The sequence below is a fragment of the Sphaerisporangium sp. NPDC005288 genome (genome assembly GCF_040607475.1).
GTDB lineage: Bacteria > Actinomycetota > Actinomycetes > Streptosporangiales > Streptosporangiaceae > Sphaerisporangium > Sphaerisporangium rhizosphaerae.
Genome location: NZ_JBEXGT010000040.1, coordinates 33,310 through 54,274, shown reverse-complemented (window position 1 = coordinate 54,274; position 20,965 = coordinate 33,310). Strand labels below are relative to the sequence as shown.

Annotated in this window: 23 protein-coding genes; 11 read left to right on the top strand and 12 right to left on the bottom strand. The window is 69.5% G+C overall.

The features are described 5' to 3' along the window. Positions 1 to 12: 12 nt before the first annotated feature. The 4 genes from ABZU32_RS30975 to ABZU32_RS30960 form a co-directional block, all read right to left on the bottom strand. Entirely contained in the window at positions 13 to 519 is a 507-nt protein-coding gene (locus tag ABZU32_RS30975) for a DinB family protein (protein ID WP_354927568.1), read from the bottom strand. Further along, on the bottom strand, positions 497 to 1,762 hold the full coding sequence (locus tag ABZU32_RS30970) for a sigma-70 family RNA polymerase sigma factor (protein WP_354927566.1): 1,266 nt from the start codon (positions 1,760 to 1,762) through the stop codon (positions 497 to 499). Before ABZU32_RS30970 ends, ABZU32_RS30975 begins: the two co-directional genes overlap by 23 nt. After that, positions 1,759 to 2,094 carry a YciI family protein gene (locus ABZU32_RS30965; protein ID WP_354927564.1) on the bottom strand — a complete coding sequence of 112 codons (336 nt, stop codon included), beginning with the start codon at positions 2,092 to 2,094 and terminating at the stop codon, positions 1,759 to 1,761. The genes ABZU32_RS30970 and ABZU32_RS30965 overlap by 4 nt, the downstream gene beginning before the upstream one ends. Positions 2,095 to 2,490: 396 nt before the next feature. Beyond that, positions 2,491 to 3,039, bottom strand: a complete 549-nt coding sequence (locus tag ABZU32_RS30960) for an ATP-binding protein (RefSeq protein ID WP_354927562.1) — start codon at positions 3,037 to 3,039, stop codon at positions 2,491 to 2,493. A 229-nt stretch (positions 3,040 to 3,268) separates the two neighbouring features. Here ABZU32_RS30960 and ABZU32_RS30955 point away from each other — a divergent pair, with 229 nt between their 5' ends. Both ABZU32_RS30955 and ABZU32_RS30950 read left to right on the top strand, forming a co-directional pair. Beyond that, a complete protein-coding gene (locus ABZU32_RS30955; protein ID WP_354927560.1) occupies positions 3,269 to 4,105 on the top strand; it encodes a helix-turn-helix transcriptional regulator in 837 nt (278 codons plus the stop codon). Then, positions 4,093 to 4,305: a DUF397 domain-containing protein gene (locus ABZU32_RS30950; RefSeq protein WP_354927558.1), complete on the top strand. Its 213-nt coding sequence runs from the start codon at positions 4,093 to 4,095 to the stop codon at positions 4,303 to 4,305. Before ABZU32_RS30955 ends, ABZU32_RS30950 begins: the two co-directional genes overlap by 13 nt. A 248-nt stretch (positions 4,306 to 4,553) precedes the next feature. Here the strand turns inward: ABZU32_RS30950 and ABZU32_RS30945 are convergent, their stop codons facing one another. The 3 genes from ABZU32_RS30945 to ABZU32_RS30935 all read right to left on the bottom strand — a co-directional run bounded on the left by ABZU32_RS30945 (position 4,554) and on the right by ABZU32_RS30935 (position 6,148). Beyond that, the gene (locus ABZU32_RS30945; RefSeq protein WP_354927556.1) at positions 4,554 to 4,952 is read right to left on the bottom strand and encodes a VOC family protein; all 399 of its coding nucleotides are present in this window, start codon (positions 4,950 to 4,952) and stop codon (positions 4,554 to 4,556) included. Positions 4,953 to 5,028: 76 nt separating this feature from the next. After that, a complete protein-coding gene (locus ABZU32_RS30940; RefSeq protein WP_354927554.1) occupies positions 5,029 to 5,517 on the bottom strand; it encodes a hypothetical protein in 489 nt (162 codons plus the stop codon). A gap of 352 nt (positions 5,518 to 5,869) precedes the next feature. Beyond that, entirely contained in the window at positions 5,870 to 6,148 is a 279-nt protein-coding gene (locus ABZU32_RS30935) for a hypothetical protein (protein ID WP_354927552.1), read from the bottom strand. Positions 6,149 to 6,187: 39 nt separating this feature from the next. On the opposite strand from ABZU32_RS30935, the gene ABZU32_RS30930 reads away from it, so the two are divergent. The 3 genes from ABZU32_RS30930 (at position 6,188) to ABZU32_RS30920 (ending at position 9,343) form a co-directional block, all read left to right on the top strand. After that, positions 6,188 to 7,261 (top strand): hypothetical protein, encoded by a 1,074-nt coding sequence (locus ABZU32_RS30930; RefSeq protein WP_354927550.1) that lies wholly within the window; start codon positions 6,188 to 6,190, stop codon positions 7,259 to 7,261. 21 nt (positions 7,262 to 7,282) lie between these two features. Further along, entirely contained in the window at positions 7,283 to 7,837 is a 555-nt protein-coding gene (locus ABZU32_RS30925; RefSeq protein WP_354927548.1) for a hypothetical protein, read from the top strand. A gap of 576 nt (positions 7,838 to 8,413) precedes the next feature. After that, positions 8,414 to 9,343 carry a GNAT family N-acetyltransferase gene (locus tag ABZU32_RS30920; protein ID WP_354927546.1) on the top strand — a complete coding sequence of 310 codons (930 nt, stop codon included), beginning with the start codon at positions 8,414 to 8,416 and terminating at the stop codon, positions 9,341 to 9,343. Positions 9,344 to 9,482: 139 nt separating this feature from the next. Here ABZU32_RS30920 and ABZU32_RS30915 read toward each other — a convergent pair whose 3' ends face one another. Continuing rightward, positions 9,483 to 9,911 (bottom strand): nucleoside deaminase, encoded by a 429-nt coding sequence (locus tag ABZU32_RS30915; RefSeq protein WP_354839833.1) that lies wholly within the window; start codon positions 9,909 to 9,911, stop codon positions 9,483 to 9,485. A 2-nt stretch (positions 9,912 to 9,913) separates the two neighbouring features. Beyond that, a complete protein-coding gene (locus ABZU32_RS30910; protein ID WP_354927544.1) occupies positions 9,914 to 10,774 on the bottom strand; it encodes an LLM class flavin-dependent oxidoreductase in 861 nt (286 codons plus the stop codon). A 93-nt stretch (positions 10,775 to 10,867) separates the two neighbouring features. Between ABZU32_RS30910 and ABZU32_RS30905 the strand changes: the two genes are divergently transcribed. The 3 genes from ABZU32_RS30905 (at position 10,868) to ABZU32_RS30895 (ending at position 13,378) form a co-directional block, all read left to right on the top strand. Next, on the top strand, positions 10,868 to 11,320 hold the full coding sequence (locus ABZU32_RS30905) for an Lrp/AsnC family transcriptional regulator (protein WP_354927542.1): 453 nt from the start codon (positions 10,868 to 10,870) through the stop codon (positions 11,318 to 11,320). Between the two features lie 172 nt (positions 11,321 to 11,492). Beyond that, on the top strand, positions 11,493 to 12,095 hold the full coding sequence (locus ABZU32_RS30900) for a sigma-70 family RNA polymerase sigma factor (RefSeq protein WP_354927540.1): 603 nt from the start codon (positions 11,493 to 11,495) through the stop codon (positions 12,093 to 12,095). Then, positions 12,083 to 13,378 carry an LCP family protein gene (locus ABZU32_RS30895; protein WP_354927538.1) on the top strand — a complete coding sequence of 432 codons (1,296 nt, stop codon included), beginning with the start codon at positions 12,083 to 12,085 and terminating at the stop codon, positions 13,376 to 13,378. The genes ABZU32_RS30900 and ABZU32_RS30895 overlap by 13 nt, the downstream gene beginning before the upstream one ends. A gap of 64 nt (positions 13,379 to 13,442) precedes the next feature. Here ABZU32_RS30895 and ABZU32_RS30890 read toward each other — a convergent pair whose 3' ends face one another. Further along, positions 13,443 to 14,363, bottom strand: a complete 921-nt coding sequence (locus tag ABZU32_RS30890) for a nitroreductase/quinone reductase family protein (RefSeq protein ID WP_354927536.1) — start codon at positions 14,361 to 14,363, stop codon at positions 13,443 to 13,445. 1,152 nt (positions 14,364 to 15,515) lie between these two features. Here ABZU32_RS30890 and ABZU32_RS30885 point away from each other — a divergent pair. From ABZU32_RS30885 to ABZU32_RS30875, 3 genes are all read left to right on the top strand, one after another. After that, complete coding sequence (locus ABZU32_RS30885) at positions 15,516 to 16,502, top strand: sulfotransferase (RefSeq protein ID WP_354927534.1); 987 nt, start codon at positions 15,516 to 15,518, stop codon at positions 16,500 to 16,502. After that, on the top strand, positions 16,499 to 17,716 hold the full coding sequence (locus ABZU32_RS30880) for a glycosyltransferase (RefSeq protein WP_354927532.1): 1,218 nt from the start codon (positions 16,499 to 16,501) through the stop codon (positions 17,714 to 17,716). The genes ABZU32_RS30885 and ABZU32_RS30880 overlap by 4 nt, the downstream gene beginning before the upstream one ends. 110 nt (positions 17,717 to 17,826) lie before the next feature. Further along, the gene (locus tag ABZU32_RS30875) at positions 17,827 to 18,660 is read left to right on the top strand and encodes a WecB/TagA/CpsF family glycosyltransferase (RefSeq protein WP_354839856.1); all 834 of its coding nucleotides are present in this window, start codon (positions 17,827 to 17,829) and stop codon (positions 18,658 to 18,660) included. 163 nt (positions 18,661 to 18,823) lie between these two features. Here the strand turns inward: ABZU32_RS30875 and ABZU32_RS30870 are convergent, their stop codons facing one another. Further along, entirely contained in the window at positions 18,824 to 20,218 is a 1,395-nt protein-coding gene (locus tag ABZU32_RS30870; protein WP_354927530.1) for a HAMP domain-containing sensor histidine kinase, read from the bottom strand. After that, a complete protein-coding gene (locus tag ABZU32_RS30865) occupies positions 20,215 to 20,865 on the bottom strand; it encodes a response regulator transcription factor (RefSeq protein ID WP_354839861.1) in 651 nt (216 codons plus the stop codon). The genes ABZU32_RS30870 and ABZU32_RS30865 overlap by 4 nt, the downstream gene beginning before the upstream one ends. Between the last annotated feature and the right edge of the window lie 100 nt (positions 20,866 to 20,965).

Sequence of the window (20,965 nt, the reverse complement as noted above, 5' to 3'; positions counted from 1 at the left end):
TGCCGGACCGGCTCAGGTCAGGACGAGCCAGGTGCGGCCGTCGATGAGCTCGCGGGCCGCGTCGAGGTGGCCGGCGTGGCAGGCGGTCTCGGTGATGACGTGCATCACGACCTCCCGCATCGTGTGGAGGCGCCAGTCGCCGAACAGGTCCCCAGGCCACCAGGCCGGCGGGGCGTCCAGCGGCGTGGCGGTGAGCACGGCGTCGGCGGCCTCGATCTCCCGCCGATAGAGGGCGAGGATCTCCTCGGCGGGCACGTCCGGATCGACCTGCCAGGCGTCGTCGGACGGGTCGAGCGCGTCGATGACGGCCGGGTCTCCGGCGATGACGGCCCTGAACCAGAATCGCTCCACGTCCAGTGCCAGATGCCGCACCAGGCCCAGGCAACTCCATCCCGACGGCAGCACCGGCCGCCGCAGGTCCTTCTCGCCGAGCCTTTCCAGGATCCCCAGCACGTGGCGTCGTTGATCGTTCAGGGCGTCGAGCAGGACCTCGGTCTCAGTGGGAGCCGTTCGCGGCATGCTTGTCATCCTCCTCATCGGCGCGGTCGAGCAGGGCCCGGCGCTCCGGCTCGCTGTGGACGGCGGTGGCGGCCCGCCGGAACAGGGAGGCGGCCCGGGCGTGGTCGCCGTCACGGGCGGTGAGATCGGCCTCCGCGGCGACCGCGAGCGGATAGTCGTCCAGCGCGCCGCCGGAGCGGGCGCGGGCCAGCAGATCCAGGCCGGTCGCCGGACCGTAGGCGTAGCCGTGCGCCACGGCGCGGTTCAGTTCCACCACGGGGGTGGGTTGCAACCTGGCCAGCCGGTCGTAGCAGCGGGCGATCGCCGGCCAGTCGGTGCCGGAGGCCGACTCCGCCGTGGCATGGCGCGCGGCGATGTGCGCCTGCAGCGCGTACGGGCCGTCCTGGCCGAGACCGGCCAGGATGTCCAGGCCGTCGGCGATCGCGGCGTGGTCCCACAGCGACCGGTCCTGCTTGGCCAAGGAGAGCAGGTTCCCCTCGGCGTCGCGGCGGGCGTCGCGCCGGGAGTGGTGGAACAGGAACAGGGCCAGCAGGCCGGCCACCTCGGGCTCGCGCGGCATGAGCAGCCGCAGCAGCCGCGCCAGCCGGATCGCCTCCTCGGCGAAGGCGGGCTCGCCGCCGGCGGTGTAGCCGCGGGTGAACAGTAGGTACAGCACCGCGAGGACGCCGGGCAGCCGCTCGGCGAGCGCCCGTCCGGTGGGCACCCGGTAGGGAATACCCGCACCGGCGATCTTCGCTTTCGCCCTGGTCAGGCGGCGGGTCATGGTCGACTCGCTGACCAGGAAGACGCGGGCGATGTCGGCGGTCGGCACGGCGCAGATCGTCCGCAGGGTCAGCGCCACCCGCGCCTCCATCGACAGCGCCGGGTGGCAGCAGGTGAAGATGAGCCGGAGCCGGTCGTCCACGATCGTGTCCTCCGCTTGCGAGGCAGGAGCACCCCCGTCCTCGGTGGTGAGCGCGAAGACCGCCAGCTCGCGCAACTTGCGGCGCTCCACCGACGCGCGCCGCAGGGTGTCGATCGCGCGGTTGCGGGCCACCGTCATGAGCCAGCCGCCCGGATTGTCCGGCACTCCGTTCACGGGCCACCGCTGCAGGGCCAGCGCCAGCGCCTCCTGGGCGCAGTCCTCGGCCAGCGTCCAGTCACCGATGACGCGGATCAGTGCGGCCACGATGCGGGGGTAGGCGTCGACGGCCGTCGCCGCGGCGGCCGCCTCCGCCGGGGACCCGTCAGGGCGACTCGTCACTGCTCGAAGTCGGCGAACGGCCGCAGCTCCAGCCGTCCCTCCCTGGCCATGGGGTGGGCGCGGGCCACCTCGATCGCCTCGTCGAGGTCGGCGCACTCCAGCAGGTCGAAGCCCACGATCACCTCCTGGGTCTCGGCGAAGGGGCCGTCGGAGACCAGCAGCTCCCCGTTGCGCACCCGGACCGTGGTGGCGGTGGACGTGGGAGCCAGCGCCATACCTTGCAGGCGCCGGCCCTTGGCGTCGTTCTCCTCCACCCACACGTCGATGTCGGGCACGTTCTCCTTGTCGGTGTCAGGCTCGGTATCAGTGCAGACGAACATCATGTACTTCATCTCAGTGCTCCTCGGCTCGGTGTCGATCGCACCCTAGTGACGAACGACCCCCCCGTTTCCGGACAACCCGCGCAGATTTCTCCCTCCAGCATGTCGCCCCTCTCACTGGCCCCCTGACCAGCCCACTGGCCCACAGCAGAGCAGGGATGTTCTCATGGGGTCGAGCCCGCGTTCTTGAAGGTCGAGCCCCGTCTTTAGGATCGAGTCGCGCTCCGGGAAGCGGTGCTTCTGGCGCTGTCTTCTTGGGTGACCCTCACCTCGTGGGCGATCCATCGTGGCGCACCGGATCGGGGCCGCTCCCGCCTGACTGTGCGGTCTCTTCTCTGGCGCCGTGACGGTGGGGTGTGGTGCGGCGATGACGGCGCCGTATGCGGCGGGCGACCGGTCCTGCGGCGGTCACACGGTACGAACGGACTCTCGGCGGGGGTGCTCGGGATCCAGGTCGGCAGGCTCGGTCGTGATCTCGCACCAGACGGTGCAGCCGGGGCCGTCGGGGTTGGAACGGAAGCCCCAGTTCCCCGCCGACAGCATGTCGACGATGGCCAGGCCCCGGCCGCCTTCCCCGAGAAGGAACGACGGCTCCACCTGGACCCGCTCGGCCAGGAGCAACGCCTGCTCCACCCTCACCCGAGGACGCGTGGTTGACGGGCCTCTGTCCGTCACCTCGACCCGGAGCCGATGCCCGTCCGCGAGCAGTCGAAGGACCAAGGCTCGGGCGTGGTCGTCGTGGTCGTTCTGGCCGTCTTGGGTGTCCTGGCCGCTTTGGTAGGCAGCGGTGGCGTGGCGGACGGCGTTCGTGACGAGTTCGGAGACGGCCAGGCGTACCGGCTCGTAGGCCGGGTGCTCCGTTCCGAGCCAGTTCCGGACGGCGGAACGGGCCTGCGAAGCCGACTCTGGGGTGCTCGGGAGGTAAAGCTCTTTCAGCGTATCCGGCGCCATTGACATGCCTTTCGCCCGGTCGGTCCGACGGAATTCTCATTTCACTCGGCCGGGCCGGCCGAGGCGCCGCCATGGATCCGGGGCGGTTCTCATACGGTGGCAAACAATGGGAGACGGTAATGGCGCTTCGGGGTTCGCATTGTGTTCACAATCGCGTGAACCTCCTCGCGGTACTTCGCGAACTCCCTGCATGATGGCCTGGAGCCGTTACCGGCGGAGAGAAGGGAACCCGGCGATGACCATCCCCCTGGCACCGGATCCGTCCATATCCCCGCGCATTCAGTTCGGTACAGAGCTACGCAAATTCCGACTTTCCGCCGGGTTCACGCAGCGGCAACTGTGCGATGCGATTCACCTGTCCGTCAGCCAGCTCAGCATGATCGAGAACGGACACCGGGCGCCGACCATGGATTTGGCGCAACACGTGGACGAGGCCCTCGGGCTCGGCGCCACCCTCACCGGCCTCCTCGACCGCCTCAACCGCGCCGCCGCCCAACTACCCCGCTGGTTCCGCCCCTGGCTCGACTACGAACGCGAAGCCGAGGCCCTGCGGATGTGGGAGCCGCTCATGGTCCCCGGTCTCCTCCAGACCGAGGAGTACGCCCGAGCCATCCTGAGCCGCGAGCCAGGTACCACCGCCGAACAGACTGAGGAGCAGGTCGCTGCGCGACTTGATCGGCAAAGCATCCTAAGACGGCCGATGCCGCCAATGCTCTGGGTCGTCCTTGATGAAGGTGTCCTCCATCGCCCCATCGCAGTGCATGAAACCATGAGGGGGCAGTTCGAGCACCTTCTCGGCGTGGCGCAGACTCCGCGCATCTCACTGCAGGTGCTTCCTTATAGGGCACACAGCGTGGTCGGGCTACTTGGTGGCTTCGTCATCGCCGACATGCAAAGGGGAACTTCCTCCGTCGCCTATATCGACTCCCAAAGCAGGGAGGATCGGGTAAGCGATCGATCGGAAGAAGTCGAAGCTCTAGCATTCAGATACGACGTGATCCGAGCAGACGCCCTGTCGCGGCAGGACTCGCTGAGCATGATCAAGGAGGCGGTGCGGAGATGGACGACGTGACGTACGAACTCGCCGGAGCCGACTGGCGTAAGTCTTCTTTCTCTGGGAGTGACGGAAGCAACTGCGTTGAGGTGGCTCGGTTGTCCAATGGGCGGCGCGGTGTGCGCGATAGCAAGGACCACTCCCGGGTATCCATCGTCGTCAGCCCCTTGGAGTGGAGCGTCTTCCTCGACCACGTGAAGACCCAGCACTCCGCCTGACCTTGATCGACCAGCGGGGGCAGGAGCGGAGGCGGACGGCGAACACTTAACGGGCCGAGCCGTGACCAGACGATTGGACGGCCCGCCCGGCATGCAGGTGGGTGGTCCAGGTGTGGCTGCCCACCCCCATTGTCAGTCCCGGGCGCAGGCGGCAGTCGTTGGTGCCCGACACGACACAGGCGGCAGGCGTTGGTCCCGACAGGACACGGGCGTATGGCTCAGCTACGACCGCTGACCCTTGGGGCTGATCACGTGGTTGGACGGTGCAAGGTGCGCAGGACGTCGAACTCGTTGCCCTCGGGGTCGGCCATGACCACCCAGCTCCGGTCGGGGCCCTGTCCCACGTCCACCTTGGAGGCGCCGAGGCCGAGCAGCCTGGCCACCTCGTCGTCGGTACTGCGGTCGATCGGGCTGACGTCGAGGTGGAGCCGGTTCTTCACGGTCTTGCCCTCGGGCACCGGGATGAACAGCAGGGTGGGCGGCATCTGACGGGCCCGGACCTCCTCGACGGTCGGCTCCCAGGAGCCGATCTCGACCGTGCCGTCGCTCCGGTCGATCACCTTGAAGTCCAGCACCGCGCACCAGAAGGCCGCGAGCCGCTCCGGATCGTGGCAGTCGACGACCAACTCGGTGAACCTACTGGTCATGACTCCCCCAGACAGTGCGGACGGGGGCTCAGTCTATTGGGGCCGCTCAAGCTGGCCGGCGCGCCTCCGGGTCGCGTCACGGGAGCGAACCCACATCTGTGCGGGCCCCGGCCAGGAACTCGTGCTGCGGACCTCTGAGGTGGTCCCACATCGAACCCTCGGCCGCGATCTGATCAGGCAGGCGCCATAGGACGTGGTCCACCGCGCTCGCGTAGGCCCGAGCGAGCTGGTACATCTGAGGGCTGAACAGAACCTCGACCATCCGCTCGGCCACCCAGAGACGGTCGATGATGTTCCGGGCCGCCGCGAACCACTCAGGCGTTCCGGCGGCATCCCAGTCAGGGGCCTGATCCCGCTCTTCGGCGATGCGAATACCTGCCTGCGTGATCGCGATGAACTCGCGCAGCAGTTCCAGCCGCTCCGAGCGTCGAGCCTCGGCCCGCTGAGCCGTCTGCCGCTTCTCCTCATTCCTGCCGGCAAGTCGCACGGTGGTGAACTGAGCCAGATACGACAGCAGTCCTCCTAAGATCACACCGAACAGCGAAGCCCAGACCTGCATCTCCATGGCAGTTGTTTATCAGCTCGTAGCCGGGATGGGTCGCCGCTCTGCTCAGCGGCGCCTGGACTCACTTCCGCGACCATTCGAACCGCCCACCATCAGCTCGGCGGCCCGATCGTGCTGATCTGGGACTTCGCCAACACCTACCTGACCACCGCGACATCCTCGACGCTGCCTCCTCGGCACCGGAATTCGTCCCCCCGCCGGCTCGGCGTGACTATTACGGTCATCCCCCATGTCGAGTAACTTCGATCCTAATCCTACTTGCTCTTGGAGCTCTGATCACGATCAGTACGAATTCGTTGCGATGGCTGAGCAGACCTGATACAGCAGGACATGATGCGGTCATGTCGATTACCTAGGGGTGTGGTGTGCGTCCAGCAGGGATTCTCCTGGCATGCATTGTCGGACTGATATTGGCGTGGAAATGGGGCGCTTCCGTATATTCGGGTGACGGCAGTGCCGCATCAACGCCGACACCTGTCATCACGGTCCTGTCGACGGTGACGGTCACCGCCACCGCCACCGCCACCGCTAATGCTGCACCTGCGTCGGTGTCGAGTTCCAGACAGGCGTCTGACGTCTCTCCGGTGCATGGATTCACATTGATGATCTGTGGGGCCGCCGTGACACTCATGTGCGTAACGCTTGCGAAGGTGACTCGGAGGGCGACTTGATGATTGGTATCGTACTGGCTATTACGTGCCTCCTCGTCGCCGCGATTTCGTTACACTTGGCGAGTGGGTTTCAGCGAAGTATTAAGAGGGTCGAGGATCTGGTCGGCAACGTTCAAGGGGACATAGATGACATGCGAGGAGGCACTGAAAGCTCGCATGCAGAACTGAAGAAAATCAATGAAGATCTGCAGCGGCGGATGGCCCGAGCCGAGCGGGCCCTGAGTGGATACACTGAATTGGATCGCAGATTGGAGGACTATAAAAGCAGCACGGCAAAGCTGTCCGACAGATTGGACGACAGGCTCCAGAAACATTCAGAGACGTTGTCGGGCGAGGTTCGATCTCTCGTGGTCGCCGAGCTCAAGAGGGAGAGGGCCCGATCTAATCGAGATTCGTCCATGGCGGAGAATGCTGGGGGAGTTACACCGAACGCCCCCTTGACCGTCGATGTTTATGCTCACGGTGAAAATGAGGGCCCAGAGGTAGGTGGGAGCAGAACTGTAAGAGTCGCAATGATCGAAGCATTGCTTGCCACCGTAAGAAATGTCGGAGCCACGGATATAGTCTTGGACGGCCAGTGGGGAGGATCCTGGCATGTGCACTACTTGGCGTCCTTTCCTTCCAGATCGAGTCTTGAAGGTCTTCGTTCCACTCTCTTGTCAGTGATAGCCGCTCCCGTAGAAGGAGAGCAGCGTACGGCTGCGCAAGAAAGTTTGAAGCAGGTGATCGCAACTGCAAGCATCGCCGGCGCTGCGGTAGCCCTAGGTCCGCTCATCATCGACGCGGGGAAGGACTCGGCGAAGGTGGCTGTCCTCACGGTTGATGAGTTTCGGCGCGCGAGCCTTGACAATGTTTTCGAGGACCCTGTGCGATTGCGTCATACTTTCGGCGTGATGGAGCCCTTTAGGATAGCTTACTTGGATGTACACGAAGCTGCCATTTCGCGGCCGGTCGACACTCCAGCGTCTGCACCGGTTGATCCATCAAGCATAAGGCGCGACCCGCCCCCCTTCGGGCGCGACGATCCCGTGGACCTCGATTTCCCTGGTCCAGATAGCTGGGGCGGCCTGTGACACCCCATGTGAGAGGTTGCGATGACTTCGTTAGCAGCCCAGATCGGCACGATGATAGCTGCTTTGGTTGCCGCGATAGCCGCATTCAGCGTGGCTTATCTCGCCCGTCGCCAGGTTCGCGTGGAGGCGGAGGCCGCCCATAACCGCAATGTGCAAGTGCAGCAGGAGCAGTATCGGAGAGAGCGTCGGAAGAACCTGTACGAGATCAGAATGCGCGTCTATTCAAGACTGTTGCTGAACCTACATGAATCTGTGGACGCGCTTCTTCTTTACCAGGAGGGTGGCTCGCAAGAAGCGTGGGCGGACTGCTCAAAGAAGCTGAGCGCTCTCGTGTTGAGCCGTGAAGAAATGTTGTTAGTGGCGAGTTTGCCTGCCGCCGAGGCGGCCAGTGGTGCGGTGGACACGCTGTTGAAGAGAGCGAAGATGGTAGTGGAAGGCGATGAAACCCTTGTTCAGATCGATGGTCCGATGAGGAGTCTGTTGGTCGAGATGCGGGCGGATTTGGGGCTGTGGGAAGCCGAATCTTCGGACCCCTCGAAAGATGTGGTTCGGAGGTCACGAAAAGGAGAAGAGTGAACGGCCTGGTTCGGCCCGGTCTTCGGACGCGATCGCCGGCTCGGCCCGGCCTGCTCCTCGGAGGTGACCGCTATCGCCACCGCGTGGAGGTGACGACCGGGATGGGCAGCCGCACCTGGACCACCAGCCTGCTCGCCGGGTGGGCCCGTCCGATTCTCGGTGATGGCTCGGCTCGGTCGGCTGTTCGGCGAAGGTGTTCCGCGATCGGGATGAGCGGCGGGAGATCCGGATGAGGGCCTTCGGCGCACTCCCGTTCTGCGCTGTGGGATCTCGGTTGCGTGCGTGTGAGGTGGCGTGGGAGGGTCGGACACGTTCAGGTGTGCAGGTACACGGTGAGGAATGAAGTCCATGGTTTCGGCGAGCCTTAGTGGCCGCCGTCGGCGCTGATCGGGTTCTCTGCCAAGAGCACCTTCAGTGTCCGCGTCCGTCTTACGGCGGCCCCACGTGCGGTGTCCGACACCGCTCCATCTCCTTCTGCGGAGATGGCCCCGGCCCGAGGCCGGGTCTGACAAAGCATGCGGCTCCCGATCGCGGGAGCGCGCTTCACCATGTCATCTACGTGAGGTCATCATCACCGTGGGCACCAACGTCCAGAGTTTCGCCGTCGCCAACCTCCGCCGCCGTCCCGTGGTCGTGGAGGTCGGTGGCTTCGTCGTGGGGGTCGACCCCAGCACCACCAGCCCATTCATCAACTACGCGACCCCGTTGCCCGGCGCTCGGCCCACCGGCCGGGACGTCGCCGCGCTGATCGACGCGTTCCGTGAGCGCGGTCTCAAGCCGCGGCTGGAGTTCGCGCCGGACGCCGCGCCCGCCGTGGAGGCGGCGCTGAGCGAGGCTGGATTCACCGTGGAGGAGGTCCACGAGTACCTGGTCTGCACCCCAGCCACGCTGACGATGCCGCCGACGCTCGGTGAGCTCGCATCCGCGTCGACGTCCACGTCCGCATCGGCAGCCAGGTCATCGGCATCCAGGTCATCCGCATCCACGTCGGCGTCGTCATCTACGTCGGCATCCGGAACCGCATCCGCGGCCACGTCGGCAGGCGCGGAGTACGGATGGTTCCGCGTGGAGAGTCCCAGTAAGGAGGCGGAGTACAGGGCGATCGACGCGGCGTTGGCCGAGGCGTTCAGCGGGGTGTTCGCGTCGTCTCCGGAGGGGGCTGCGCGGCTGCGTCGTACCGAGGACGATGGCGGGGCGGTGCGGTTCGTCCGGGCGTCCGAGGGCGGCTGCGCCGGCGCGGCCATGTGCTCCGCGCCGGCCGAGGGGACCGCCGAGCTGGCGGGTGTGGGGACCCGTCCCGCCTTCCGTGGCCGAGGCATCGCGGCCGCGGTCACCGCCGCGCTGACCGAGACCATGTTCGCCCGCGGGGCGCGGTCGGTGTGGCTGGAGTACTCCGGTGACGGCTCGCGCCGCGTCTACGAACGCGTCGGCTTCCGGCCCGAGGGCACCCGCCTCTACATGTCGCTCGAGCCTGCGGATGAAGTCGACTCGCCGGCCGGCGGGTGATGATTCACCTGCTCGGTTGACCAGCGCGAGTCTGCCGGTCGGCGGCTGGTGGCCGCCGACCGGCCCTCAGCCGGCCGCCGGCCAGCTCTGAGCCAGCCCGCTCGACCGGCCGCGGACCAGCCTCACGAGCGTCGGCGCGCTAGCGGTAGTAGCCCTCCACCGGGACGCGGGCCTCGTCGAAGAGGGCGGGGCCTTCGGCGGGGGCGTCGGTGAAGGCGGTGCCGGGCGGCTTGAGGGTGTCGAGCTGCTCGCCGGACAGGGCGTAGACGACCCGGCCCAGGCCCGAGCGGGCGATCGCGCCGGCACACATGCCGCAGGGCTGACAGCTGGTGTACATCGTGGTGGCCGCCGCGGTGGCCGGGTCGAGCTCGCGGGCGGCCCAGCGGGCGAGCTTGAGCTCCGGGTGGGCGGTGATGTCCCGATCGGTGAGGGAGGTGTTGTGGTCCTCGGCGAGGATGGCGCCGTCCGGGCCTGCCAGCAGCGATCCGAACGGCGGGTTGCCGCCGGCGCGTGCCTTGGCGGCCAGCTCGATGGCCCGGCGCAGCAGTTCTTCGTCCTGGTGTGTCATGGTCAGTCCTCCACGGTCTGTTCGGTCGTGGTCCACCGGCTCGCCACGGTCGCGAGGGCGTGCCAGGCCCGCTCGGGGCGCAGGGTCTCGTCGGGGTCGCCGTCGAACGGGTCGAGGACGACGGTGGTGGCGCCCAGGTCGCGCAGTTCGCGAAGGTCCTCGTCGATCTGGTCGGCGGTCCCCACGCCGGCGAGACGGTCGGGGGAGGCGACGGGCATGTCGGTGACCTGAAGAGCGATGCGCGGCACGAGCTCGGGAACCGGACGTCCTTGCTCGCGGGCGAACTCCCGAATGCGTTCCAGCGCCCCGTGCAGCCATGGCATGGTGAAGCGCAACGGGTGCCATGCCTCGCCGAAGCGGACGGCCCGGCGCATACCGGCGTCGCTGTTGCCGCCGACCCAGATGGGGATGCCCGCCGCCTGGTAGTCCTCCTCGTTCTCCCAGGCGGCGCGGATGGCGCGCAGGTTCTCGTCGGTCAGCGCGCCGCGCCGCTCGTAGGGCACGTCGAGGGCGGCGAACTCCTGCCGGGCCCAGCCGACCCCCACCCCGAGGACCAGGCGTCCGCCGCTGAGCTGGTTGAGGTTGGCGGCCATGCGGGCGGTCAGCAGCGGGTGGCGGTAGGGGAGCAGCAGCACCGTCGTGCCCAGCCGGATCCGGTGGGTGATGCCGGCCAGCCACGCCAGCGTGGTGAACGGCTCGTAGAACGGCGGCGGGTACTGCTCGGCGACGTCCGGCGTCACCACGAGGTGGTCGGAGACCATGAGCAGGTCGAAGCCGAGGCCCTCGACGGTCTGTGCCCACTGCCGTAGCGTTCCGGGGTTGGTGCCGGGGCCGAAATTCGGGACGTTCACGCCTATTCGCACAGCTTAAGGCTAGCCAGCCGCCATGATCGCGGGAAGGGACTGTTCCCGGCGTTGGGGCCGCTCAGCCGGGATATGTGCCGGTATATTCGGCGAATGGCCGTGAATCTTGATGCGACCGACTGGTCCATCCTGGCCGAGCTCCAGCGCGACGGCCGCGTACCGCTCACCGAGCTGGGGCGCCGGGTGAGCCTGAGCGCCTCCGCCGTGACCGAGCGGGTGCGGCGGCTGGAGGCCGAGGGCGTCATCACCGGATACCGGGCCGAAATCGACCTGCCGAAGGTCGGCCTCGCCGTGCTGGCCGTGGTGCGCCTGAAGTACCCCGGCAGCCGTCACGAGCCGCTGCACCGGATGCTGGCGGAACGCCCGGAGATCCTGGAGTGCCTGCGCACCACCGGCGAGGACTGCTACACGCTGAAGGTCGCGGCCACCTCCATGGTCCACATGGAGAAGGTCGTCGACGAGCTGGCCGGCTTCGGCAGCACCACGACGAACATCGTCTACAGCCACACCCTCCCCTACCGGGGCCCACGGACGCCCGGTTCCTAGGTTCGCCTCGCGAAACGGGCGGTGCCGGCGGCGGGACGTGCGCTCGGACCGGGGGTTCCGGCGGCGGGACGTGCGCTCGCGGGCCGGGGCGTGAACTCGTCCCGGGGGTTGTGGAGAGACATGGGCGACACATCCCCCACGGGAAGGCCGGCTCGATGCCATGGTGCCGACGATGACCGCACCCCCCACCGCTAGGAGCGTCCTGGACTCGGACCTGATCGCCGAGTCCAGAGGACGACCGGAGGCGTTCGCGACGCTGTTCGACCGCTACGCCGCGATGCTCTACCGGTACGTCTCCCGCCGCCTCGGCCCCGAGGTCGCCGAGGACCTGGTGGGCGAGACGTTCCTCATAGCGTTCGGCCGCCGGGACCACTATGACCTGGCTTATCCCGACGCGCGGCCCTGGCTGTTCGGCATCGTCACCAAGCTGGTGTCCCGGCACCACCGCGCCGAGGCGGCCCGCTACCGCGCCCTGATGCGCAACCCCGTGGACGCCGTCGTGGAGGGGCATGCAGAGCAGGTCGCGAGCGAGGTGACCGCGAGAGCGTCCCGGTCGGTGCTGGCCCCGGCGCTCGCGGGGCTGTCCCAGGGCGACCGTGACGTCCTCCTGCTGATCGCCTGGGGGGACCTGTCGTACGAGGAGGTCGCCCACGCGCTCGGCATCCCGGTCGGCACGGTCCGTTCGCGCCTCAACCGGGCCAGGCGCAAGGTGCGCGCCGTCCTCGGTGACACCAACCCCATGCACGAGCAGGAGGAGGACCGATGGACGAGCTGAGGGTGCTGCGCGACTTCGGCCGCGACCTGGAGCACGAGCCCCCTGCGACGCTGGCCGGGCAACGCCGCCGGCTCCTCGATGTGATCGCCGCCGCCTCCGAGACGTCCTCCGATCGGGCCCCCACGGGCGCCACCCATGACCGGGCCTCCTTCACCACGGGCGCGACCTCTGACCGGGCCTCCTTCACCACGGACGCCGCATCTGACCGAGCGTCCCTCGCCACGGGCGCCGCCGCCGATCGAGGTTCGGCCGCCTCGGCAACCCCGGCCACGGTGGCGTTCGGGGGCCCCGGGGCGGGCGCGGGCCGCGGACGGCGCGGGCGATGGGCGGCACTCGCACGGCCCCGGCGCGGCGCGGGGTGGGTGGCGCTCGCGGGGGCCGCCGCCGTCACCGCCGCGCTCGTGATCGTGCCCACGGTGCTGCTCCGCGGCGCCACGCCCGCCGGGACGACCGTGTCCGCGCCGACCTGGGACCGGCCCGCGAAGCCGGGCGGCGGCGCGCTCAACGTGCTCGTCGTGGGCTCCGACCAGCGGCCGGGGCCGAAGGGCATGCCCGCCGGCTCCCTCGGCGAGCGGAGCGACGTCATGATGCTGGTGCACGTGGCGGCGGACCGTAAGAAGGTCCAGGCGATCAGCCTGCCCCGGGACTCCATGGTCCGCATTCCGGCGTGCCGGTCGCGGTCCGGTCAGGACATCCCCGCACGCACGGACATGATCAACCAGGCGTTCGCCGCCGGGGGACTGAGCTGCGCCTGGAAGACCGTCGAGAGCACCACCGGGGTCCACGTCGACCACGCGGTGGAGATGCGCTTCTCCGGGTTCAAGGACATGGTCGACGCGCTCGGCGGGGTGGAGGTCACGCTGCCCACGGCGGTGAAGGACCCCAAGTCCAAGCTCGACCTGCCCGCCGGCCGGCAGTTGCTCAGAGGCGAGCAGGCGCTGGCGTACGTGCGGACCCGTTACGCGCTCGGCGACGGGTCCGACATCTCGCGAATTCGACGGCAGCAGGCGCTCCTGCGTCCTCTGCTGGACCGGGTACTGGCCAGCGTCGACGAACCGGACAAGCTGCTACCACTGTTCCAGGCCGCGCGGAGGGCCTTCACCACCGACGTCGACATGGACTTCGACACCTTCCTCACGATCATGCAGGGTGTCCGGGCGAACGGCGCCGGCTCCGTCCGGATCATGATCGTGCCGGTACGTCCCTACCCTGCCGACCGCAACCGCCTCGAGTGGGTCCAGCCGGACGCCGCCCGCCTGTTCGCCCAGCTCAGAACGGACTAGACGAATCCGGCGAACCGCCACCCCGGACCGGCCTCCGGGGTGGCGGACTCCGGCGAGGGATCGGTCAGGGGGCGACGCCGTTCAGAACGGGGATGAGGTGCTCCTCCTCGTAGTCCAGATGGGCTTCCAGTTCGGCGGTGAGCCGTTCCACGTCGGCGAGCACGGAGGCCGTGTCGGGGGCGGTGGCAGTAGCGGTGCCGGCAACGGTGCCAGGAGCGGTGCCAGGAGCGGTGCCGGGAGCGGTGGCGGGGGCCGTGCCGGGAGCGGACCCCTCGCCCGAGAGCAGGTTCTGCAGCTCGTCCAGCAGCCGCTTGATCGTCTCGTGCTCCTCGCGCAGCCGCGCCAGAGGCGCGGCGAGCTCCGGATGCCGCTCGCCGAGGGTGGGGAGCATGTAGGCGTCCTCCATCAGGTGGTGGTGGTGGAGCCCCTGGCAGACGGTCAGGCAGTTGACGCGCAACTGCGCCCCGAGGCTCCGGCCCGACGCGGCGACCTCCTTGCGGATGAGCGCGAGCTCCCGCCGGAAGGCGTCGTGGACGGCCTTGAGGAAGTCGCCCGGCGCGCCGGAGGGGGGAGGTGGGCCGAGGGGGCGCAGGGCGACGACCGGGATGATCCGGGAGGTCTTGGCCTGATAGGCGGCCCATCCCGGGTCCGCCTCGGCGGCGCGAGCGAAGATCTCCTCACGTTCCTCCCCTTCCAGGACGACCGCGTCCGCCTCGTAGGTGAAGATCCCGTTCTCGACGGTGACCCGTGGATGGGCGAGGAGGTTGTGGTACCAGTCGGGATGCTTCGGACTGCCGGCGGCCGAGGCGATGATGACAAGCCGCTCGCGGTCCGGCAGGTAGGCGACCGGGGTCGTATGACGGGCTCCGGTTCTGGCCCCTGTCGTGGTCAGCAGGAGGAGCCGCGCGTCCTCGAAGGGGGCGCCCACTTTCCCGCGGTTGGCGCGGAACTCGTCGATGATCTTCTGGTTCCAGTTTTCGGGCATGGTCAGATCTGCTCCTGGCGTGTTCGGGTCCGCGGACGCGCCGCGGCGATTTCTCGTCCGTGGTCGCGCCGCGGTGATGGGTCAACGGCCGGTGTCCGGCGGGCCTGGGGCGGATCCACGCGCGACGCGCCGCCGTACGCCCGTGCTGGAAGATCGCCGGACGACGGCGGAGCGGACGTGCGGAACCGCGTCGGCACGCGGTGCACTGCTGTGGCCGTACTGGGGGTGGAACGGCGTGACGTCACCGCGCGTGGTCGGGCCGCCGGAGCGGCGCATCCGTCACCGGGTGGTCAGAAGCGAGGGCGACTCTCCGAGGGAGGCGGGTTTTGTGCCGCCCAAGGGAGTTCTGTGCCGCCGGAAACAGCTCTGGACCGCCGGAGGGAGCTTGTGTCACCGGAGGAGGGGACGACGCGCGGGCGCGACGCGATGATCAGGCGCGGCCTGTGGAGTAAGAACTCACGACATCATCCCCTATAGGTCGGGTGCCGCCCTGCCCGTCGCCTTCGCGGCCGACGTCACAACGACACGCGGATCATTACAGGCCGTCCCCGCAAACCCTGTCAACCCCCCACCATCAATCTCACACCGGCACGAGCACCATGGCCACGTCCCCACCGCCCACCGGCGCCGGCCTCACCGCACCCCCATCCCGCCGCCGCGGCGTCGTCAAGGTGTCCACGTGGGATGCGGTGTGACGCTGATGTGGCGCGCGCGATGCCGGGGCTCACCGCACCCCCATCCCGCCGCCGCGGCGCCGTCAAGGTGTTCACGTGGGATGCGGTGTGACGCTGATGTGGCGCGCGCGATGCCGGGGCTCACCGCACTTCCAGTACGCAGTCGCGGCGCCGTCACGCTGTCCACGTGGGATGCGGTGTGACGTGGGGCACGCGATGCCGGGCCGGCCACCCGCATCCCGCAGCCGCGGCGGCGCCGTCGAGCTGTCCACGGGGAATGGGGGTGTGGGGCCGATGTGCGATGGCGGGCCGGTCGGCCTGGTCGGACGCTGTCGTGGCTCCGCCGCATGGTCTTGGGGAAGACATGGTGGACGGCGGGAAAAGGAGGTAGATCCTTTACTGTTTCGGCACGCCTCGATTACTGTGCGCGCTAATCTGTGCACGTTGTGTAATGGCCGTCCATCGGGGGTCCGTCGCAGTGGCTGTTCGTGTGGTCTTCATCGGTGGGCTGGGGCGCAGTGGGACGACGCTGCTCGAGCGGCTGCTCGGCGAGATGCCCGGCGTCACGCCGCTCGGCGAGGTCGTTCATCTGTGGGAACGTGGTGTGTGCTCGCGCGAGCCCTGCGGATGCGGTGAGCCGTTCACCTCATGCGCGTTCTGGCGGAGGGTCGGCCTGCGCGCGTTCGGCGGGTGGTCCCCGGGCCTGGCCGATCGAGTGCTGACCCTGCGGCGCCGGGTCGACCGCACCCGGCACATCCCCGCGCTGGCTCGCCGCCGCTGCCGGGTCGGTCTCAGCGGGTACACCCGGGCCTACACCCGCGTCTACGAGGCGGCCGCGCAGGTCGCCGCCGCCCCGGTCGTGGTCGACTCCAGCAAGCACGCCTCGCTCGCTTTCTGCCTGAGCACCTCCCCGGTCGTCGATCTCAGTGTGGTGCACCTCGTCCGCGATCCCCGGGCGGTCGCGCACTCGTGGGACCGGCGGGTGAGCAGGCCCGAGAACGGCGCCCGCATGACCCGCTGGCGGCCGTGGCGCACCTCCCTTCACTGGGTCGTGCAGAACCTCGCCTTCGAACTGCTCGCACGGCGCGGCGGCAGGGTGATCCGCGTCAGGTACGAAGACCTGCTGGCCGATCCGCGCTCAGTGCTGGGCGCGTTGCTCGCCGATCTGCGGCTGGACGGGGGTGACCTGCCGTTCCTGCGTCCTGGGCTCGCCGAACTGTCCAAGTCCCACACCTGCGCCGGCAACCCCATGCGCTTCAGGGCCGGCCCGCTCCAACTCGCGAGGGACGACTCCTGGAGCGAGCACCTGGCCTGGCGTCACCGATGGCTCGTCACCGCGCTGACCTGGCCGCTCATGCTCCAGTACGGCTACCGCGTACGCGATCGGCATGCCGCGGAGCCCCTGCCCGAGCCCGCGGCCGGCCCGTGGCTCACCACCGGCGTCACCGCCCAGGAGTGCCGATGAGCCCGTCGGTCGGCGTGGTCGTCCCCACCCGCGGTGACCGGCCCCGGCTGCTCCGCGCGGCGGTGGCTTCCGTGCTGGCGCAGGCCCGCCCCGAGGCCGCGGACGTCATCGTGGTCGTCGACGGTCCCGCTCAGGTGCGGGCGGTCGCCCGACAACTGTCCGACGGCGCGCCCCCGGCGGCGCCGCGCACGGCCCAGCCCGCCGAGGACGCGGTCCAGGTGGTGCTTGATCGGCCGGGTCCTGGGCTGTCAGGACCGGATAGCGGTGCGGTTGGGGTGGTGTGTGATCGGCCGGGTCTTGGGCTGCCGGGGGCGGATGGCCACGGTGCGGTCCGAGTCGTGGTCAATCGGCCGGATCTTGCGCTGTCGGGACCGGATAGCGGTGCGGTCGGGGTGGTGGTTGACCGGCCGGATCCTGCGCTGTCAGGTCCGGATAGTGGTGCGGTCCGGGTGGTGTGTGATCGGCCGGGTCCTGGGGTGCGTCGTGGTGCGGTCCGGGTGGTGGCCAATCGGTTGAGTCCTGGGCTGCCTGGGGCCCGTAACACCGGCATCGCCGCGTTGGACACCGATCTGGTGGCCTTCTGCGACGACGACGACGTGTGGCTTCCCGGCAAGCTGACCGCCCAGCTCGCGGCGCTCGACGCCGACCCGGACGCCGAGTTCGCCGGGTGCGCCATCGAGGTCGAGTACGGCTCGCACCGCGTCGTCCGCCTCGCCGGCACCGACCAGGTGACCAGGCGGCATCTCACCCGCTCCCGCATGGTGATGGTGCACTCCTCGACGTTCCTGTTCAGGCGCGGCTCGATCTGGCCGGACGAGAGCGCCCCCGGCGGGCAGAACGAAGACTGGGACCTCGCCCTGCGCGCCGTCGGCCGCCACCCGATCGCCTACGTCGACCGGCCCCTGGTACGGGTTCGCTGGGGCGGTTCCGCGTACGCGACACGGTGGGCCGACCGCATCGCCGGCCTGGAATGGATGCTCGCCCGTCATCCCTACCTGGCCGCCGACCCGCGCGGAGCCGCGCGCATCTACGGCCAGCTCGCCTTCCACCACGCGGCGCTCGGACGCCGTGCGGCCGCATGGCGGTGGGCGCGCCGCGCGTTCGCCGCCCGCCGGGGCGAGCCGCGCGTCCCCATAGCCCTCGCGGTGGCCTCCGGCCTGGTCCCCGCCCACACCATGCTCGGCCTGCTGCACACCCGAGGGCACGGCATCTGATGACGCCCCGCACACTTCCCGGTCACCCTCTTGTCGCAGACATCGCGGACGCCGCCGGAGGCCCCGGTTCGGTGGCCATCACGGGAGCCGCCGGTTCGACGGATACCGCCATGTCCTCAGGGGCCGCCGGAGCCGTCGGCGGTGCCGTTGACGCGAGGCTCGGCGGCCGGGCGCGGGTCACGGTGGCGGGGGTCACGGTCGACACGCTCACCGAGGAGCAGGTGGTCGAGCATGTCGTCACGGCCCTGCGGCAGGGGCGGGGCGGGCATGTCGTGACCCCGAACGTCGACATCTGCCGGGCCTGCTCCCGCGACCCCGAGGTGCGGGCCATCGTCGAGGGCGCCGACCTCGCCGTGCCGGACGGCATGCCGCTGGTCTGGGCCTCCAAGCTGCTGGGCACCCCGGTGCCCGAGCGCATCACCGGGGCCGATCTGATCTGGTCGCTGTCGGCGGCGGCCGCGTCCGCCGGGCTGTCGGTCTACCTCGTCGGAGGGCTTCCCGGCGTCGCCGTACGCGCCGCCGAGGTGCTGAGCGACCGTCATCCGGGGCTGCGCGTCGCCGGGGTGGTGTCGCCTCCGTTCGGGTTCGAGACCTCGGCGGAGGGGCTCGCCGCCGTGCGGGAGGCGTTGCTGCGAGCCCGTCCCGACCTGGTGTTCGTGGGTCTGGGCTTCCCCAAGCAAGATCGCCTCATCGGCCTGCTCCGCGCCGACCTCCCCCGGGCGTGGTTCGTCGGCTGCGGCTCGGCCATCGGGTTCGCCGCCGGGGCGGTGCGGCGGGCGCCCGAGTGGATGCGGCGCTCCGGCCTCGAATGGCTGTTCCGCCTGGCTGCCGAGCCGGGCCGGCTCGCCCGTCGTTACCTGGTCGACGATCTTCCCTTCGCGCTGCGCCTGCTCACTTCGTGCCTCCTCCGGCACGCCGCCCGCACGCTCAGGCCCGACCGCTAGAGCGCGTCCGACGATTCGAGGTGGCGGAGCCGACGCGTCAGGGCTCCGATGGTGGGTCACCACGCCTGACCACGAGAGATCATCTGCCGCGATCACCGTGATCATCTGCGGGACATGCTCTGGCGTCTTGGGCTGCGTGGCCCGGCCGCTGGTGCGGTGGCCCTCACCTTCGCCGGGCCGCCTCCCCTTCAGCCCGGTTCGATGCCGGCAGCGTGACGGTGACGGCCAGTCCGCTGCCCTCGGCGTTCGGCGCCGCCGTCACCGTGCCGCCGTGCGCGTGCACGATGGACCTGACGATGGCCAGGCCCAGACCGGTCGACCGGGAGCCCGCGGCACGGCCGGACGCCAGCCGCTGGAACGGCTCGAACAGCCGGTCGACCTCCGCGGGAGGGATGACGTCGCCACTGTTGCGCACCGTGACCACCGCTACCCCGCCGGCCGCGCCACGATCGTCGACCATGTCGCGATCGTCGACCATGTCGCGTCCATAGGTCACGTCACGTCCGTCGACCATGCCGCGTCCGTCGACCATGCCGCGTCCATCGGCCACGTCGCGTCCATCGACCGCATAACGACCGTCGATCGCTTCACGACCGTTGGCCGGGCCGTGGCCGGTGGTGACCTCGACCCAGCCGCCTTCCCGGTTGTGCCGGATCGCGTTGTCCACCAGGTTGCGCACCAGGCGTTCGAGCAGGACCGGGTCGCCGTCGACCAGGGCGGGACGCAGGTCGGTGGTGACGTCCAGGCCGGCGCGCTCGGCCTCGTCGTCCGCCTCGCTCACCGCGACGGCCGCCGCCACCGCCAGGTCGTACGGCTCGTGGGCGATGACGCCGCTGTCGCTGCGGGCCAGTGCCAACAGGCCGTCCAGCAGCCGTTCGGCCCGGCCGGCCGCGGTCAGCACGTTGTGTGCCATGGCCTCCCACTGGGCGGGCGTGCTCTCCCGCTTGCCGAGCAGCACCTCGGCACCTGTACGGACGATCGCGAGCGGGGTGCGCAATTCGTGCGAGGCGTCGGCGACGAACCTCCGCTGGCTGTTGAACGAGGCTTCCAGCCTGGCCACCATTTCGTCGAAGGTGTCGGCCAGTTCCTTGAGCTCACCGCGCGGTCCGGTGAGTGCGACGCGCTCGTGCAGCCGGTCCTGGGAGATCCGCCGGGTCGTGGCGGTGAGCGTCCGCAGCGGCCGGAGCATGCGCCCGGCGACGACCCAGGAAACTCCGAGTCCCAGCATGGCGGTGACCGCCAGTGCGATCGCAGAGGTTCCGGCGCTCTTCAGCAGCGTGTCGGCCCGCAGCCGGTCGAGGCCGCTCTGCTTGATCTCGTCGAACCTCGCGGGGTCGCCGGCGCTGGACTTCTCGTCCCTCAGCAGCGAGTCTTCTCCGGCCGAGGCGTCGCCCGTCGCCCCGGCCGAGGGGCGGCGTCCGATGCTGTCGGTGTACAGGCTCTGGTAGAGCAGGGCGTAGTTCAGCGCGAGGAGCGCCGCGCAGGTCGCCACGAGCACGACCGCGTAGACGAGGGTCAGCCGCAGCCGGATCGACGGGTGCTTTCGGCGGCGCCTCACAGCCGGTAGCCCGCGCCGATGACGGTCTCGATCAGCGGTGGGTCGCCCAGTTTGCGGCGCAGCCGGGCGATGGTGACCCGCACGGTCGCGGTGAAGGGGTCGGCGTGCTCGTCCCATGCCCGTTCCAGCAGGTTCTCGGCGCTGACCATGCCTCCGTCGGCGCTCATGAGGATCTCCAGCACGGCCAGTTCCTTGGTGGTCAGCGGGATGATCCGGCCGTCGCGGGTGACGACGCGCCGCGCGGTGTCGAAGGTCAGGCCGGCGCGCCGCAGGACCCGTGGAGCGTTGTTGGCGCGGCGGGCCAGCGCGCGGATCCGCAGCACCAGTTCGTCGAAGACGAACGGCTTGGCCAGGTAGTCGTCGGCGCCGAGGATCAGGCCGGCGACCCGGTCCGCCGCCTCGCCCGCCGCGGTGAGCATGAGGACGCGGGCGTCGGCGCCCCCCGCGGCCAACGCGGTGCACACCTGGTCGCCGTGGACGAGCGGCAGGTCACGGTCGAGCACGATCACGTCGTACCGGTTCGCGCCGGCCTTGTGCAGGCCGTCGAGACCATCGGCCGCGAGGTCGACCGCGATGCCCTGATCCCGTAGCCCGTCGGCGACCTGTTCGGCCAGCAGCACTTCGTCCTCGATCAGCAGCACTCGCACCCCTGCACCCTCCCTGACCGCAGTATCCGCGATCGCGCATTACACCGGTGTTACCCGCTCTGTGACGACGGGGTTGCCGGCGTCCTGCTCCACTGGGCCG

Bases quoted from the DNA above. Each gene is read 5' to 3' on its own strand.
- ABZU32_RS30950 (WP_354927558.1), top strand. From the start codon at position 4,093: ATGGACGACGTGACGTACGAACTCGCCGGAGCCGACTGGCGTAAGTCT.
- ABZU32_RS30925 (WP_354927548.1), top strand. From the start codon at position 7,283: ATGACTTCGTTAGCAGCCCAGATCGGCACGATGATAGCTGCTTTGGTT.
- ABZU32_RS30940 (WP_354927554.1), bottom strand. From the start codon at position 5,517: ATGGAGATGCAGGTCTGGGCTTCGCTGTTCGGTGTGATCTTAGGAGGA.
- ABZU32_RS30900 (WP_354927540.1), top strand. From the start codon at position 11,493: ATGACCGCACCCCCCACCGCTAGGAGCGTCCTGGACTCGGACCTGATC.
- ABZU32_RS30975 (WP_354927568.1), bottom strand. From the start codon at position 519: ATGCCGCGAACGGCTCCCACTGAGACCGAGGTCCTGCTCGACGCCCTG.
- ABZU32_RS30895 (WP_354927538.1), top strand. From the start codon at position 12,083: ATGGACGAGCTGAGGGTGCTGCGCGACTTCGGCCGCGACCTGGAGCAC.
- ABZU32_RS30875 (WP_354839856.1), top strand. From the start codon at position 17,827: ATGTCCTCAGGGGCCGCCGGAGCCGTCGGCGGTGCCGTTGACGCGAGG.
- ABZU32_RS30955 (WP_354927560.1), top strand. From the start codon at position 3,269: ATGACCATCCCCCTGGCACCGGATCCGTCCATATCCCCGCGCATTCAG.
- ABZU32_RS30945 (WP_354927556.1), bottom strand. From the start codon at position 4,952: ATGACCAGTAGGTTCACCGAGTTGGTCGTCGACTGCCACGATCCGGAG.
- ABZU32_RS30960 (WP_354927562.1), bottom strand. From the start codon at position 3,039: ATGTCAATGGCGCCGGATACGCTGAAAGAGCTTTACCTCCCGAGCACC.
- ABZU32_RS30915 (WP_354839833.1), bottom strand. From the start codon at position 9,911: ATGACACACCAGGACGAAGAACTGCTGCGCCGGGCCATCGAGCTGGCC.
- ABZU32_RS30890 (WP_354927536.1), bottom strand. From the start codon at position 14,363: ATGCCCGAAAACTGGAACCAGAAGATCATCGACGAGTTCCGCGCCAAC.
- ABZU32_RS30930 (WP_354927550.1), top strand. From the start codon at position 6,188: ATGATTGGTATCGTACTGGCTATTACGTGCCTCCTCGTCGCCGCGATT.
- ABZU32_RS30965 (WP_354927564.1), bottom strand. From the start codon at position 2,094: ATGAAGTACATGATGTTCGTCTGCACTGATACCGAGCCTGACACCGAC.
- ABZU32_RS30880 (WP_354927532.1), top strand. From the start codon at position 16,499: ATGAGCCCGTCGGTCGGCGTGGTCGTCCCCACCCGCGGTGACCGGCCC.
- ABZU32_RS30935 (WP_354927552.1), bottom strand. From the start codon at position 6,148: ATGAGTGTCACGGCGGCCCCACAGATCATCAATGTGAATCCATGCACC.
- ABZU32_RS30905 (WP_354927542.1), top strand. From the start codon at position 10,868: ATGGCCGTGAATCTTGATGCGACCGACTGGTCCATCCTGGCCGAGCTC.